Genomic DNA, 15,809 nt, shown 5'->3' with positions numbered 1-15,809 from the left:
GCATGTACCAGAAAATTTTGGTTGCCTATAACGGCACTCCGGAGAGTCGTTCCGCCTTGCACGAATGCATTCACCTCGATCCGCCTTCCTCGACAGAGATTCATCTGCTGGCTGTGATTCAGCTTTCCCCATACGGAATGGCGGGAGGCTATGCGCCGGAAGTTGAGTGCAGCGCCAAGACACAAAGCATGGAACAGGAACTGGCGGCGGGCCAGGCGCTGATGGCCGCTGCCGGGCTGAAGGTGACGACCCATCTTAAAATCGGTGAACCGGTCGATGTCATCGGTGCGCTGGCAGACCGGCTAGGGATCGAGCTCGTCATCGTCGGACACTCTCGCCACAAGACATTCGCAGCGCGCTGGTGGCGGGGATCCATGGATGCGATGCTGATCGAGAGGGTCAAGTGCAGCATCCTGGTGGCCGTCCATACTTGACCTGCGGGAACATGGATTTCACGCCAATCGCGGCGCATGCATCGGCCTTTCCTGCTTTGGCAAAATGCCGCCAGTGTGGCGTCTCAGCTAAAACATGAGGCCGTCAGGATAACTTCATCCACGCCCATTTCCAGTTGTTTCATGGCAGCCGCTCTGATCACCGGCTTGTTTTCAAGAAATGCGCCGACCAACTCGTCACGCGTGAGTTTGTATGCCACATTTTTGGTCAAGTGTCGCAGCGCTTCCGCTAGCACCGTGCAGGTCACCGTGGCGCCGTCAAAAGGGAGATCGAACGTAATTTTGGTATTCAATTCGTTGACTTGCATATGGCCTCTGCATCTTGAGGAGTTCTTACTATGCCATAGGAATTCCGATTTGCTGCTTGAGTCCAACGCTCGTGTACGTTAGCTGAACTTTAATAGCTTGTCGTCTATGTCGGCCCGGGCGTTATCGAGAGCCGCGTGGTTAGCCGTACCGTGCGTCGGGAGTCCCTCGGCAATATTCGCCCTGGTCCAGGGAATCTTGGTTTCGCCATCTTTGCTGACGGAATATTCTGCCGCCCAGACATCGCCGATCGGCACGGCACGGGAATGAATTTCATAACCTTCATAGATAGTGGTCACGACGGCGCTCATGTTGATCTCCTCCAGAAAAATTCTTGGTCCGTCCTGTGCATGGCAGCTTCGGGCGCGTTTCAATAACATTTTCTACACACTTGCAGAATACGCTGAAATACGCTCAATTTAAATGGGAAAGCGCGTTACTTTTTTCATACGCCGCCTGGGGCCTGATTGGGATCTTCCTGTAGCTTGACTAGGGGCAATTTCTCGCATTGCACACATTGCTCCCGGCCTGCGTCGGCTGCCGGTTGACCTGAGCGGCGTTGTTATTGTTGCCGCTGAATTTGTTGTTTGCATACACGGAATGGCCGTAGGCTTCGAGACCAAAGAGCCGATTGTCGCGGATCACGTTCCCGCGCAGCTTGATGTCGAGACCAAAAACGCCGGCGCCGCCGTTGGATTGCGCGACGCTGTTGCTGATCGACCCACCGAACAAAGCGGCAGCCCCGGTTCCATTGCCGACCAGCTTCACCTTGTCAATCCGAACCGAATTCGTCTCCAGATAGATTCCCAGATTGCCCATGCCGCGGATATTCCCATTTCTGACCACGATATTCTTCCGCAGCACCGCATGCACCCCATTGCCCGGCCCGGTCGGGGCGCAGGCCACTGGGCGCGCCGAGCAATGTGTCGGCCCCTGGATCGAAAAGCCGTTGAGATCTATGCTGACGTTATCGGCGTTGATCTCGATCGCAGTCGTGTTGGCGTCGGGCACATTCAGATTCCCGGTCAAGCGGTAACTGCCGGGTTGGCTGATCGTCACCAGAAATCCGGTCGATGCGTCGGCGCTACGATTGGGATCGATAGGAATCACAGCGGTCACCGACGCGGCCATGGCCGGTGCCGGCAAGCCGGTACTCAGGGCAATCATCGCAAGCTGCCTGAAGATTTGATGACGCATGATGCCTCCGTTGTTGCAAGTGGCGTTGCGGATATGCTGATGGCGGGCATGAATATTCTCGCACAGATCAAGGAGACCCGATGGCGTCACCCTGCAACTTTCCACAAGACAACTACCGGCTGCGGACATGCCGAAAACATGTGCAATCCGTAGCGCCAAACCTGGGTTAAACTACCGCGCAAAACGACCAACTAATCATTAATGGAAATGTATGAAAGCGATCTGCCGGATTAAAACAATCCTGAGCGTAATCCTGCGCTGTGCAACGGGCCTGGTTTTTGTGAGCGGCGCCCTGGCGCAACAGGTCAATACGCCCGCCAATGAAGAATTTCCAGATCGCCTGACAGGTGATTTAGGCGCCGCTGTGTATGTGACGCCCAGCGTGATTCGTGGCAAGAATAGTTCAACTCTCCCCTTGCCCTATGCCTATATCGACTACGGCAGGTTTTTTTCGCGTATCGATACGCTGGGCATAAAGACATTCAAGATGGGGTACGGTTATTTCGAATTGGCTGGCAGAGTCAATGTTGATGGCTTCACCACCTCGAACGCGACGCTGCGCGGCCTGAACGATAGAAAGAACTCGATCCCTTTGGGCGTCGGAACTTTTCAGGAAACACCGATCGGCGCTTTTGCGGTCAACGCTTTTTACGACGTCAATAAATCCCGCGGCACATTGCTGGAAGCGATCTACGTGGGAGAAATAAAAGCCGGTTCCGTTAACATCTATCCTCAAGCCGGCGCCGAGTACCGCAGTGCGAATTATGTCAACTATTACTACGGCATCACACCCACGGAATCTGCCGCCAGCGGCATCTACAAGGCCTACCAGGGCCGCGCCACGACCAATCCGCTGGTCGCCCTGCAAATCGAAATCCCCTTGAGCGAATCATGGGCGCTGAATTTGTACGGACGCTATAAGTGGCTTGGAGATGGCATTAAAAACAGTCCTATTGTTGATAGAAAGGCGGCGGCAAATTACTTTGTTGCGCTTGCCTATCGCTTTAAGTAGGCTGTTAAACCGACTCACGAAAAAAACAATGTCAGTTGCCGGCCTGTCAACAGGTCGCATTTCCTGGAGATCGAATATGGCTAAGCAATTAATCGGCGTGGTTGGATTGGCCGTCATGGGCCGCAATCTTGCCCTGAATATCGAAAGCCGAGGCCACGCGGTCTCGGTATATAACCGCAGTCGTGCCAAAACCGACGAACTGATTGCCGCATTTCCCGAGCGCAAACTGGTCGCCGCATATTCTCTGGAAGAGTTTATCGATTCGCTGGAGAAGCCGCGCCGGATACTGCTGATGGTAAAAGCCGGCGCGGCAACCGACGATACGATTGCCGCCATCAAACCGCTGCTGGACCAGGGCGACATCCTGATCGATGGCGGGAATACCCATTTTACCGACACCATGCGCCGCAATGACGATCTGGCCAAATCAGGCATCCATTTTATCGGCACCGGCATTTCCGGCGGCGAAGAAGGTGCGCTGAAAGGTCCGGCAATCATGCCCGGCGGGCCGCGCGCAGCCTACGATCTGGTGGCGCCTATCCTGACCGAAATCGCGGCCAAGGCAGCCGATGGCGCACCGTGCGTCGCCTACATTGGCCCGAATGGCGCCGGACATTTTGTGAAGATGGTGCACAACGGCATCGAGTATGGCGACATGCAGCTTATCGCGGAAAGCTACGCCGTGCTGAAGCATGTGGCAGGCCTGTCGAACGGCGAATTGAGCAAGGTATATGCCGACTGGAACGCCGGCGAACTGAACAGTTACCTGATCGAAATCACGGCCCGGATTTTCTGCAAGAAAGATACCGAAACCGATCAGGATCTGGTTGACGTCATCCTCGACCGCGCTGCGCAAAAAGGCACCGGAAAATGGACCAGCCAGAATGCGCTGGATCTCGGAATTGCGCTGCCGTTGATTACCGAAGCCGTGTTTGCGCGGGTCTTGTCGTCGCTGAAAGATCAGCGGATTGCGGCCAGCAAGAAGTTGTCCGGCCCGCCTCGCAAAGCATTCGACGCTGATCGCAATGGCTTGATTGATGCGGTGCAGCGTGCCCTGTATTTCAGCAAGATCATTTCGTATGCGCAGGGTTTTGCGCAGTTACGTGCGGCTTCCGATGAATACAAATGGGATCTCGACTACGGCAACATCGCAAAAATTTTCCGTGCGGGCTGCATCATCCGGGCGGGCTTTTTACAAAAAATCATGGAAGCGTATGCGGCCGACAAGCAATTGGCCAACCTGTTGCTGGACGATTACTTTTCCGGGATCGCTGAGAAATATCAAGCGGCGCTGCGGCAGGTCGTGGTCGCGGCGATCAATGCAGGCATTCCGGTACCGGCATTTTCCTCGGCAATCGCCTATTTTGACGGGTATCGCAGCGCGCAGCTACCGGCGAATCTGATCCAGGCGCAACGCGACTTTTTTGGTGCGCATACTTTTGAGCGCACCGACAAAGCGGGCAGCTTCCATGCCAACTGGCCCTAGGGCGTCGGCAGTATTTCTGCCTGCGCCAGCGCAACCGCGGCTTCGGCGGTGAGCAACAGGAAGATGAAGCTTTCCTGCAAGTAGAGGCGGACCACGGTGTCGGTGTGGCTGGAATACCCGATCGCGGTGTCCTGGCCGATGTGCAGTTCGAAATCGCCGCCGCGCGTGCTGAGCACAAACGCACCTGAGATGGCCGGAGCCCAGATGATTTCGTTGTTGACGAGACGCTTGATGTGCTCCAGCACAGGGTAGCCCTGGTCGCTGGCCTCATCGAGAGCGGTGTAGGCGTCGGCGCCCAGCAGCACCGCGTAGGGGCCGTTGACGCCCGCCAGGCGCAGCTGGCTCAATGCCTGGGAAATGGCTTCAGGATAGTCGCGCACCTCAGACGGCAGCGGCATGACCGGGTTGCTGGTTCCTTGCAGAATGCCTTGCATGGCCGCGGCGGCATAGCCTTCGAAGATGGCGCCGTCCTCAGCCAGCGCCAGGCGCAGCGCAGCATCTTTCACCGGCTGCCAGTCAGAATCGCTTGCACCCCGCTCAACGTCGTCGATCGACTGCCGGTCCAACTCGAACGGGACGCGTAATTCCACCAGCGCTTTCACCTCGCGCTGGCGGGCGACGACCCCGTCCAGCGGCGCGGCGATAGTCCTCAGATGGCCGGTGCCGACGGCAGACAGACCGCTGCCGCCCGGCCCCTGCACGTCCACCACGCGCCGCCCGGCCAGATAACGCTTGAGGGTACGCGCGGCTTCCGCGTCGATCTGCGCCCAGGCTGCGGCGGACATGGGGGCAAGCTCGCGATGCAGGTTATTCATGACGAAGTTCTCCTTTCAGGGATCCGATGCCGAGCGAACCGTCATGCACCGATGGGATGGATTGCGCGGGTTCGGCTGCAGACGAGCCGGTGACGCAAGCTGTGTCCGCGAGGTCGTCAGCGCTGACGCTCTCGAGAAACGTCGCTGACGGTGCGAAGAAAAGGTTGCCGGTGACGGGGTGAGTGAAGTCCAGCAGGCGATCATAATTGCCGGGCGGGCGGCCGACGAACATGTTCACCAGCATTTGCTCGATGGTGCGTGGCGAACGGCTGTAGCCGATGAAGTAGGTGCCGGAATGGCCCGGCGTCGCTTGCCCGAAAGGCATGTTGTCGCGCAGGATTTTGACTTCTTTTCCGTCCTCCACGATCGTGGTAAGCGCACTGTGGGCCGAGCTCGGCTTCACCGCGTCATCCAGTTCGATGTCGGACAACTTGGTACGGCCGATGATGCGTTCCTGGGACTCGGTGGGCAGCTTGTTCCACGCAGCCAGGTCGTGCAGGTACTTTTGCACGATGACGTAGCTGCCGCCGGCGAACCCGGCATCCTCGTCGCCGACCAGCGTGGCATCGCACGCCGCCTGGCCGCCGGGATTCTCGGTACCGTCGACGAAGCCGATCAGATCGCGGTCATCAAAATAACGAAAGCCGTGCACTTCGTCGACGGGCGACACCGCGGCGCCGATCTGCGCCATGATTTGCAGCGCCAACTCGAAGCATAGATCCATGCGCTGCGCGCGGATGTGGAGCAGCAGGTCGCCCGGTGTGGAGACGGCATGGCGGGCGCCGGCGGAAATCTCCCGGAATGGATGCAGCTCGGCTGGCCTGGCCTGGTCGAAGAGCCGGTCCCAGGCGTCGTCCCCAAACGCCATCACGCAGGAAAGCGCCCCGTCGCGATCGCGCGCGCCGACCGCACGGACAAGCGCTGCGAGGTCTCCACAAAGCGCGCGCACCAGCGCGCGAGCTTCCGGCCCCGGATTCAGCTGCACCACCAGAAAAATCGCAAAACGGGTGACCGGCAAGGCCACCGGCTGCGGAACGGCGGGAAAATCACTGATCGTTCCGGGCATCGTCATAGGATCGAACTCCTTCTGGTGGCATTCCGGCAGGCCGCGCAGACGAGCAGGCGGCACGGGAAATATCCTATCACAGCGCGGCGACGCCGGATTACCGTGTATCTCAAAACATCCACGCTGGCCGATTGAGCGCCGCACCGGCTTGGTCTATGATACGAACACATCGTTAATTCTTTGGTGTAATCCTCTGGTGTAAATATGGCGCAGCCTGCTGCATAGCTCAGGGGCCTGGCGCAATGTGCCAACGGGCAACGATCCGGTTAAACATTCGAAAGAAAATCATGCATAACGCAGCCGAAGAAAAAAAGCAGCAGCAACTCGCAGACATGGTCAAGTTCGCCAGCGACCGATTGGCGCCAGCGGTTTTTGCGCCCATGCAGCCGTTCCTGGCCGACTACTATTCGCAGGTCGGCGAGGACCAGGTACTGAGCCGCGATATCGCCGATCTGTACGGCGCTGCGGTAGCCCACTGGCAGTTTGCGCGCCACTTCAAGACTGGCGCGCCGCGCGTGCGGATTTACAATCCGCACATCGACGAACATGGCTGGGAATCGGCACATAGCGTCATCGAGATCGTCAACGACGACATGCCGTTTCTGGTGGATTCAGTGACGACCGAGATCAACCGCCTTGGACTCACCCTGCATGCAGCGATCCATCCGGTATTTCGCGTCTGGCGCGACGCGGCCGGTCAGGTCGAGATGATTCAGCGGGCCAGCGAGAGCGGCGCCGAGAATAGCAGCCAGGCAAGGCTGGAATCGTATATCCATATTGAGATCGACCGCTGCACTGAACCCGCCCGACTGGAAGAAATCCTGGCGGGCGTCACCAGTGTGCTGAGCGACGTCCGGGCTGCGGTCGAAGATTGGCCCAGCATGATGAGCACCGCCCGCTCGGCGATTGGCGATCTGAAGCAACAGCTGCACGGCGATGGCAGCCTGCAAGCGGAAATCGACGAAGCCCGCGCTTTCCTCGAATGGATGATCGAAGATCATTTCACTTTTCTCGGCTATCGCGATTACGAACTGGTCGTCAGCGATGGCGAAAATTATCTGCAGGGCGTGGCCGGGTCCGGTCTGGGAATTTTGCGGGATTCGTTGCGCGATGCCTTGCATGTTTCCGAGAGTGCCGACATGACCAGGCTACCGGTCGGTGCGCAAGGGATTATCGACTCCCGCTCGCCGGTGTTTATCACCAAGGCGAATTCTCGCGCGACCGTGCATCGCCCCGGCTATCTTGATTATGTCGGCGTGAAACGATATGACGCCGCCGGCAAGGCAATCGGCGAGCGGCGCTTTGTAGGCCTGTATACCTCGACCGCGTATATGGTCCCCACCAGCGAGATCCCGCTGGTGCGGCGCAAGGTGGCCAAGGTGCAGGAGCGCGCCAGTTTTGTGCCCAAAGGACATTTGGCCAAGACGCTCGCCACCATCCTCGAACAATACCCGCGCGATGAGTTATTTCAAATCGATGAAGATGATTTGTACGACACTGCCATCGGCATCCTGCGCCTCGAAGAACGCCAGCGCACACGCTTGTTCGTGCGGCGGGATGCGTTCGGCCGCTATGTTTCCTGCCTGGTGTTCGTACCGCGCGACAAATTCACCACCGAACTACGCACGCGGATCCAGACTTTGCTGCTGGAAGCGTTCAACGGGATCAGTGTCGAATTTACTCCCTTGCTGTCGGAATCCGTGCTGGCGCGCATCCACTTCACCGTGCGCACTCAGCCCGGCACGGTAACCGACGTCAATATCGGCGAACTGGAAGCAAAGATAGTCCAGGCCACGCGCCGCTGGCAGGACGATCTGGCCGAGGCGTTGCTGGAAAGCCGTGGTGAAGAACACGGCAACCGGCTGCTGCGGCGCTATGCCGCATCGTTCCCCGCCGGTTTTCGTGAAGATTACATTGCGCGTGCAGCCGTGCGCGACATCGAATTGATGGAAGCCGCCCTGCAGCACGCCGGACTGGCGATGAACCTGTATCGTCCGATCGAAGCGACAGCCTCCTCCCTGCGCCTGAAGATATACCACGCCGGCAAGCCGATTGCGCTGTCGCAGAGCCTGCCGATGCTGGAACATATGGGCGTCAAGGTCAATGAAGAGCGCCCCTACCGGATCGAGTTGCAGGATGCCGAGCCGGTATGGATACACGATTTCGGCATGCAAACCGCGGACGACAGCGAAGTCGAGATCGACCGCATCAAGGAAATATTCGAAGACGCTTTTGCCCGTGTCTGGGACGGTGAAGCCGACAATGACGACCTGAACCGACTGGTGCTGCGGGCCCGGCTCGACTGGCGCGAAGTCACGATCTTGCGTGCCTACGCAAGATATCTGCGGCAAGTGGGCTCGACCTTCAGCAACGCCTATATCGAACAAGCCCTGACCGGCAATCCGGGGATCGCCCGTAGCCTGGTCGAGCTGTTTCTCGCGCGCTTCGATCCGGTTGCGGGCAACGAAGCCCGTGCGAACGCACTGTTGCAGCAGACCGAAGAGGCCATGGACCAGGTTCCCAACCTCGACGAAGACCGCATTTTGCGGCAATTCCTCGGCGTCATCAGCGCGACCTTGCGCACCAATTATTTCCAGCGCGATGCCAATGGCCAGCCGAAACCTTACCTGTCGTTCAAGTTCGACCCGGCCAAGGTGCCCGGCCTGCCCGCCCCCAAGCCGATGTTCGAGATCTGGGTATACTCGCCGCGTTTCGAAGGCGTGCACCTGCGCGGCGGCAAGGTCGCGCGCGGCGGTCTGCGCTGGTCGGACCGGCGCGAGGATTTCCGCACCGAAGTACTGGGACTCGTCAAAGCGCAAATGGTCAAGAACGCGGTGATTGTGCCGGTCGGCTCCAAAGGGGGATTCGTGCTGAAGAACGCGCCGCCCGCCTCAGAGCGCGACGCCTATCTGCGCGAAGGCATCGCCTGCTACCAAACCTTTTTGCGCGGCCTGCTCGATCTGACCGACAACCTGGTGGCCGGCAAAGTAGTGCCGCCGCGCGACGTGGTGCGCTATGACCCGGATGATCCCTACCTGGTGGTGGCCGCAGACAAGGGCACGGCGACCTTTTCCGATTTCGCCAACGCGATCTCGGCCGAATACGGCTTCTGGCTGACCGACGCGTTCGCCTCAGGCGGGTCGGTCGGCTACGACCATAAAAAAATGGGGATCACCGCACGCGGGGCATGGGAAGCGGTCAAACGCCATTTCCGCGAAATCGGCGTCAACACACAGGAACAGGATTTTACTGTCGCCGGGATCGGCGACATGTCCGGCGACGTGTTCGGCAACGGCATGCTGCTGTCACGCCACATCAAACTGGTGGCAGCCTTCGACCATCGTCATATCTTCCTTGACCCCAACCCCGATCCTGCCGCCGGCTTCGCCGAGCGCGAGCGCCTGTTCGCCTTGCCCCGCTCCAGCTGGGCGGATTACGACGCCAGCCTGATTTCCGCCGGCGGCGGCGTGTACCCGCGCACGCTGAAGACCATTCCGCTGTCAGCGGAAGTGCGCGCGGCACTTGGCGTGAGCGCCGACGAGTTGACGCCGGCCGAGTTGATCCACGCGATCCTGATCGCACCGTTGGACCTGCTGTACAACGGCGGCATCGGCACTTACGTCAAGGCGCGCCACGAAACGCACGCGCAGGTCGGCGACCGCACCAACGACGCGATTCGCGTCAACGGCGCCGAGCTGCAATGCAAGGTGGTGGCCGAGGGCGGCAATCTGGGACTTACCCAATTCGGACGGATCGAGTTTGCGCAAAAAGGCGGGCGCATCTGTACCGATGCCATCGACAACTCAGCCGGCGTCGATTGCTCGGACCACGAAGTGAATATCAAGATCTTGCTCGGGATGGTGGTGACCGAAGGTGAAATGACCGAGAAGCAACGCAACAAACTGCTGGCCGAGATGACCGAAGAAGTGGGAAAACAGGTGCTGACCGACAACTACTACCAGACCCAGGCACTGTCGGTGGCCAATCGTTGCGCCGCCACGCTGCTGGAACCGGAAGCGCGCCTGATCCGCTTTCTCGAGCGCGCAGGACGGCTCGACCGCGCGGTCGAGTTCCTGCCGTCGGAAGAAGAAATCGCCGAGCGCAAGACCGCCAAGCAAGGACTGGCCACGCCTGAGCGTGCAGTGCTGATGGCCTATAGCAAAATGTGGCTATATGAAGAATCGCTGGCTTCCGACTTGCTCGATGATGCGTTCATCGCCCGCGCGCTCGCGCAGTACTTTCCGCAAGCGCTGCGCGAACGTTATCCCGACGTGATGAAGCGCCACCCGCTGGCACGCGAAATCATTGCCACTTATGTGGTCAACACTCTCACCAACCGGGTCGGCACCACCTTCGTGCATCGGCTCAGCGATGAAAGCGGCGCCAAGCCCACCGAAGTCATCCGCGCCTGCGTGATCGCGCGCGACGTCTTTGGTTTCGACGAAATCTGGAATGATATCGACGCGCTCGACAACCTGGTGCCGGATGCATTGCAGGCGCAAATGTTCATCGAAGTCGGCCGCCTGATCGAACAGGCCAGCTTCTGGTTCCTGCACCGTCATGCAAAAGGCGAAACGATTGAAGCCACGGTCGCCCGCTTCCGCCCTGCCGCCGACCAGCTTGGACCGAAACTGGTGACCTTGCTGGCCGCCAGCGATGCCGATGCGCTCCAGGCCAAGCAGGCCGCGCTCACGCAGGCAGGGGTATCGGAACTGCTCGCGCGACGGGTAGCGAGTGCCGAGCTGATCGGCGCAGTCCTGGATATCGCCGAAGTCGCGACCTCTACCGGCCGCAGCCTGGAACTGGTGGCCGAAGTCTATTTCGCCCTCGACCTCAACCTGAATTTCGGCTGGATGCGGGAACGGGCGGCCACGCTGCCGGTCGATACGCATTGGCAGACGCTGGCCCGCACCGCATTGCAGAGCGACCTGACGACGCTGCAGCGGACCCTGACCGCGACTGTGATCAAGCTATCCCCCGCGCTCGACCAGTCAATCGACATGATCGATGCCTGGCAAGCATCGAGCCGGGCTCAGCTAGAACGCTACCGTCGGCTGCTGATCGATTTTCAGCTGGGAGGCAACGTCGATCTGGCCATGCTGTCGGTGGCCGCGCGCGAGATGCGGACGATCGAAACGACGTAGAGCTGCCGAATACACAGGAAGCGCTGCCGTTGGCGGCAGTGCTTCCTGTGCTTAGCTAACCGCCTTGCGTGCCTGCAAGGTTATGATCCGCGTCATCGCCTGGTGATCGGAGGTGGCCGCATTGTACATTTCCACCAGATCAGCCTTCAACGCGGTGCGCGAGCCGGCATCGAGATAAATCATGTGTCCGGACGGATAGAATTTTGCACCCAGGTTTTTGCGCACCGCAGCATCAATTACCGGCATCATCTGCAGATCCATGATGGTCTGATAGAACGGGGTGACAAAATCGTAGAAGCCGTTCGCCGACAGTACCTTCAGGTCCACGTTCAGGCTCATCGTCGCGGCCAGGTCGCCCGCCGTGTAAAGGATGACGTTACCCTTGCTATCGAGACCCTTTTGCGCGCCGGTCGGGTCGATGTGGCTGAAATCCCAATTCTGGAACGCTTGATCGTTGAGGTCGGTAAAGGCCGAGTTCGAGGTAAATTTCAAGCCGTCATTCAGGTAGCTGTTCCACATTGCCGTATATACGCCCGATACTGCCGTCATGGTCGGATCGTTGCCGCCCGAGTTGGGCGCGACATGTGCGGCGATACCGGTGTTAATCCCGGCCACCCGGCCATCGTAGGCACCCAGCGCAAGACCTTGGGCCTGGAGCAAACTGATCAGAAAAAGCGTTCTTCCCGCGCTGTCGCTGGCGGCAAGGTCGAGGTTCCATGCCGTCAATGTGGCGGGGTCGATGCCGGTGTAATCGCTCAATTCCTGCAGCACTGCCGGGTCGACTTTCGGGAATTGCTGGAGCGCCTTGGCATAGTCGCCACGCGCGAAAAGCGCCACGATTTCCAGGAAAGCGGTGAGATCGGCCGGTGCCGGATTGACTTTCACTTTCTTGTGATACCACGCATCTGCGGCCGCGGTCGGCAGCACACCGATCGGATTTCCGGCCTGGGTATAGTCGAGAATCGACGACTGGATCGTGATCCCGTTCAGATCCACACCGTCTTCATGCAAAACATACGACAGGACCGCGCTACGTGCCGTGCCATACGATTCACCGAACAGGAATTTCGGCGAATTCCAGCGATCGTTGGCCGTCAGATATCGCTTGATGAATTGCTTGATCGAATTCGCATCCTGGTCGACGCCCCAGAAATCCTTGTTCTGGTGCGGCGCAATCGCCGCCGAATAGCCGGTGCCGACCGGGTTGATGAAGACCAGATCGCTTTTGTCGAGCAGGCTATCCGGATTGTCTTCCAGTGTGTACGGCGCGGGCGGCGTAAAGTCCGGCATCGCTGTTTTAATCCGCTTGGGCGCAAACGAACCCAGCAGCACGAACACCGACGACGACCCTGGCCCGCCGTTATAGAAAAATGTCACGGGACGCATTCCCAGATCCTGGCCATCGGCGGTGAAAGCAACGTAGAACATCTTCGCGCTCGGTTGTGAACTGCTGGCATCGACCACGACCAGATGCCCCGCCGTCGCTGTGTAGGCAAAAGTACGCGTGCCGATTTTTATTGCGTGGTGCGTGATCGCAGCGTTTTCAGTCGTATCCGTGACCGAGTCGGCGGGCCCGTTGCCGTAGGCGGTCGGGTCAAACAGCGGTTGGTCCTTGCTACTCCCCTGGTGTCCCACTGCAGTTGCACTTAAGAACGCTGCATTCTTTGTCATCACCTGTCTCCTCATCATTGTGTCGATCAACAAACCCTAGGAGCCTGTCGGACTTGGGAGTAATCGGCTGCAAAAATATCTGGACGGTCCATATTTCACCACCTTCTCGGTCAATAGCTCGCTATTGACACTTCGAATCCGGCAAAATCTGTCCTCGCCCAGCTATTTTTTCGCTTCGATTCCCAAAGTCCGACAGGCTCCTAGAATGCGGTTTCAATGCCGGATGTCGCCAGTCAAAGCGCATCCGCTATTTTTTGTCCATTCGGGCTGCCCAGGCCGGTGCAGGCATCCCAGCCGGGCGCAGCGGAAAAGCTACCGTTGTTACCCTTTGTTATATCGTTAAACGCCGCTTGCTGCCGGTATAACCTGGCGTTGAGGTACCCGGCCGCGCTGCCTTTCGAGGCGTTGATCCTGGCCACCAGCGCCGCCCACAGCGGCGCGACCGCACTCGTGCCGCCAACGACTGCCTCGACACCATTGACCAGCACCGTGTACCCGGTCATCGGATCGGCGTTGCCGGCGACGTCCGGCACGCCGCGCCTCACCAGTTGCGCAGCGCCACCAATCTTGTCTGTGACCGTCAGTCCCTGTTGCCAGGCCGGTAACGCGAATACGGCACTCACCCCGCCGCCTCCCGCGCCACCTTGGCTGCCATCGTTCCACACCACTTCGCTCTCGACAGTATTGCCGGAAGCCTCCAGGGTAGTGCCGCCACAGGCCAGTGCATACGGGCTCGATGCCGGAAAATCGATATGGCTGCCGCCGTCACCGACGCCATCGCTTGAGCCGCTGTCGCCGGCGGCCACGCACACCGTCACACCCATGCTGGCCGCGGCCTGCAACACTGCATTAAATGCCTGCATCGACTGCTGCGTCCACGACGACTCCGGACTGCCCCAGCTGATCGAAATGACGGAAGGTTGGTTGAGGGTGTCGTGTACCGCGCTATTGATTGCGTTGATGAAGCCGATATCGCTGTTGACGGAAAAATAGACGGCAATCCTGGCCGCCGAAGCGATCGCCCCGGCAATCTCAATATCGAGCGTCACCTCGCTATCCGGCCCGTTGGGGTCGCCGCTCGGATGATTGCCGCCTTGCCCTACCGGTACCGGCGTGACGACGGGAGGCGTTACGCCCAGTTTTAAAAAATAAGCGTGCAGATCGCTGGCGTGATAACCGCCGCCAAGCTCGATGATGCCGATGCACTGACCGGCACCAAGGTTGTCGGGAAAGTTGTAGAGCGCGGCCACTTGTGTCGGCAGATAGGCGGCAGAAACACGTTGCGTCGCAAACCGGAACGGTGGACGAAAGCGCAGCTGCGGCCGTGCCTGCGGTCTATCGTCGAGACCGAGTACCGCCGTCACAATACCGCGCAGTTGCTCGGGGATATGGAGCGGGCCGGTCCGTCCGCGGTAGTTGCCGAGAGGCGATTCGTAACGCTGCAATGCAACATTGAACGCTGCGTTGAAACGCTCGACGGCGCCGGACAATACGACGGTATTGCTTGCCGCGTCCTCGCGCACCACGTTCAGCCCATGCTGTCGGGCGAAATCATGCAGCTTGGCGATATCTTGCGCTGCTGCGCCAAATTTTTCCGCAAACTGCGCACGCGTCAGATGCTGCGCCGGACAATCACCCGCAACAAGTTTGCCGACCATGTCGCGCAATTCATCGCTCGCCTGACGCCGCAACATCACGATGACTTCCAGTTGTTCTGCCGGATCGGCATTCCCGACACAGCGTGCTCCCGCCAGCACCGTTCGTTCGCTACCGGGAAGAGGAAATGTTGTCATTGCCGGGATACTCCATGTTGACAGAAATTGCACCCGGCAAGGCCCGGGTATCCTGTGCCCAACTTCACGAGCTATTCCCAGGCACCCGCCGGCATGCCGCCCAAAGCGCGACATACCTCGATCGCCATGGCGCGTATTTGCGGCTCCGATGCATTCCCGGATATGGCGTAACCCATGCCCTGATTCACCCAGTAAAACGTACTTTGCCTGCCATCCCGCAGGAGTCGAAACACCGTTGCGTCCCTGGGGGCCGCGGTGACATACAAGGTCAGGCGCTGGCCTGTGCCGTTCTGATACATGAACTGCGCCGCCGGGCCCGACTCGCCGGGGAGTAAGCGCCCTCCGACCAGCGTGTAGCCGTATTCCTGCAGCGAAGGCACCGTCAGCGGGCGTTCGAGCCGTGCCGACAACCATTTGATCAAATGCTCTTCTTCCGCTGCAGCGACCTCAACCGGATGGCGCTGCTCCGGCGCGTAGACGGCGTAAGCAATGTCAGCCCGTTTTGCAAAGGCAGGTTGGGAATTCAGAAAGGATGGCCCCACCCAGCTTGCGGCGACGCCGCATGCGACGCCCACGCTCAGCCAGACGGCGGCCGCCCGCGCATGCTGCCACCACGCTACGCGCCGTGGCAAAACGATGCATCGGACGTTTTCCTGCGGTGTCGCGAACAGCGCTTTCAATGCAGTGTTTTGTGCCTGGTAGGCGGCAATCCGCGCACTCGCCTGCGGGTCGTTCGCCAGGCGCTCGAGCATGGCCGCACGTTCCGGGTCGGATAACTCATTGTCGACAAACGCCGATAGCGCCCACAAATCGGCTTCGTCCGGGCCTGGAATCGTGGAGCGGGAATCGTCATTCATGACCTGCTTC

The 15,809-nt window shown here is 59.4% G+C and carries 12 protein-coding genes; 4 read left to right on the top strand and 8 right to left on the bottom strand.

What is annotated here, in order from left to right; translation table 11 throughout:
- Positions 1 to 2: 2 nt before the first annotated feature.
- Complete coding sequence (locus AC3CHX_RS10360) at positions 3 to 434, top strand: universal stress protein (RefSeq protein WP_488643930.1); 432 nt, start codon at positions 3 to 5, stop codon at positions 432 to 434.
- Positions 435 to 517: 83 nt separating this feature from the next.
- On the opposite strand, the gene AC3CHX_RS10355 is transcribed toward AC3CHX_RS10360, so the two are convergent.
- The 3 genes from AC3CHX_RS10355 to AC3CHX_RS10345 form a co-directional block, all read right to left on the bottom strand.
- Positions 518 to 760, bottom strand: a complete 243-nt coding sequence (locus AC3CHX_RS10355) for a hypothetical protein (RefSeq protein ID WP_488643929.1) — start codon at positions 758 to 760, stop codon at positions 518 to 520.
- Between the two features lie 78 nt (positions 761 to 838).
- A complete protein-coding gene (locus tag AC3CHX_RS10350) occupies positions 839 to 1,069 on the bottom strand; it encodes a hypothetical protein (RefSeq protein WP_488643928.1) in 231 nt (76 codons plus the stop codon).
- A gap of 178 nt (positions 1,070 to 1,247) precedes the next feature.
- A complete protein-coding gene (locus AC3CHX_RS10345) occupies positions 1,248 to 1,955 on the bottom strand; it encodes a hypothetical protein (protein WP_488643927.1) in 708 nt (235 codons plus the stop codon).
- A gap of 211 nt (positions 1,956 to 2,166) precedes the next feature.
- On the opposite strand from AC3CHX_RS10345, the gene AC3CHX_RS10340 reads away from it, so the two are divergent.
- Together AC3CHX_RS10340 and gndA are read left to right on the top strand one after the other, a co-directional pair.
- The gene (locus AC3CHX_RS10340) at positions 2,167 to 2,967 is read left to right on the top strand and encodes a MipA/OmpV family protein (RefSeq protein WP_488643926.1); all 801 of its coding nucleotides are present in this window, start codon (positions 2,167 to 2,169) and stop codon (positions 2,965 to 2,967) included.
- A 76-nt stretch (positions 2,968 to 3,043) separates the two neighbouring features.
- Positions 3,044 to 4,453, top strand: a complete 1,410-nt coding sequence (gndA, locus tag AC3CHX_RS10335; protein ID WP_488643925.1) for an NADP-dependent phosphogluconate dehydrogenase — start codon at positions 3,044 to 3,046, stop codon at positions 4,451 to 4,453.
- Here the strand turns inward: gndA and AC3CHX_RS10330 are convergent.
- Together AC3CHX_RS10330 and AC3CHX_RS10325 are read right to left on the bottom strand one after the other, a co-directional pair.
- Positions 4,450 to 5,268, bottom strand: a complete 819-nt coding sequence (locus tag AC3CHX_RS10330; RefSeq protein ID WP_488643924.1) for a family 1 encapsulin nanocompartment shell protein — start codon at positions 5,266 to 5,268, stop codon at positions 4,450 to 4,452. The two genes, gndA and AC3CHX_RS10330, sit on opposite strands and share 4 nt — an antisense overlap.
- On the bottom strand, positions 5,261 to 6,334 hold the full coding sequence (locus AC3CHX_RS10325) for a Dyp-type peroxidase (protein ID WP_488644790.1): 1,074 nt from the start codon (positions 6,332 to 6,334) through the stop codon (positions 5,261 to 5,263). Before AC3CHX_RS10325 ends, AC3CHX_RS10330 begins: the two co-directional genes overlap by 8 nt.
- A gap of 287 nt (positions 6,335 to 6,621) precedes the next feature.
- Here AC3CHX_RS10325 and AC3CHX_RS10320 point away from each other — a divergent pair, with 287 nt between their 5' ends.
- A complete protein-coding gene (locus AC3CHX_RS10320) occupies positions 6,622 to 11,478 on the top strand; it encodes an NAD-glutamate dehydrogenase (RefSeq protein WP_488643923.1) in 4,857 nt (1,618 codons plus the stop codon).
- 51 nt (positions 11,479 to 11,529) lie between these two features.
- Here the strand turns inward: AC3CHX_RS10320 and AC3CHX_RS10315 are convergent, their stop codons facing one another.
- The 3 genes from AC3CHX_RS10315 to AC3CHX_RS10305 all read right to left on the bottom strand — a co-directional run bounded on the left by AC3CHX_RS10315 (position 11,530) and on the right by AC3CHX_RS10305 (position 15,799).
- Positions 11,530 to 13,149, bottom strand: a complete 1,620-nt coding sequence (locus AC3CHX_RS10315; protein ID WP_488643922.1) for a S10 family peptidase — start codon at positions 13,147 to 13,149, stop codon at positions 11,530 to 11,532.
- 233 nt (positions 13,150 to 13,382) lie between these two features.
- A complete protein-coding gene (locus AC3CHX_RS10310) occupies positions 13,383 to 14,942 on the bottom strand; it encodes a S53 family peptidase (protein WP_488643921.1) in 1,560 nt (519 codons plus the stop codon).
- 71 nt (positions 14,943 to 15,013) lie between these two features.
- The gene (locus AC3CHX_RS10305; RefSeq protein WP_488643920.1) at positions 15,014 to 15,799 is read right to left on the bottom strand and encodes an anti-sigma factor family protein; all 786 of its coding nucleotides are present in this window, start codon (positions 15,797 to 15,799) and stop codon (positions 15,014 to 15,016) included.
- Between the last annotated feature and the right edge of the window lie 10 nt (positions 15,800 to 15,809).

The organism is Glaciimonas sp. OK215, from assembly GCF_057787885.1.
The sequence above is the reverse complement of the archived record's forward strand: the minus strand, read 5'-3'. Positions and strand labels throughout refer to the sequence as shown.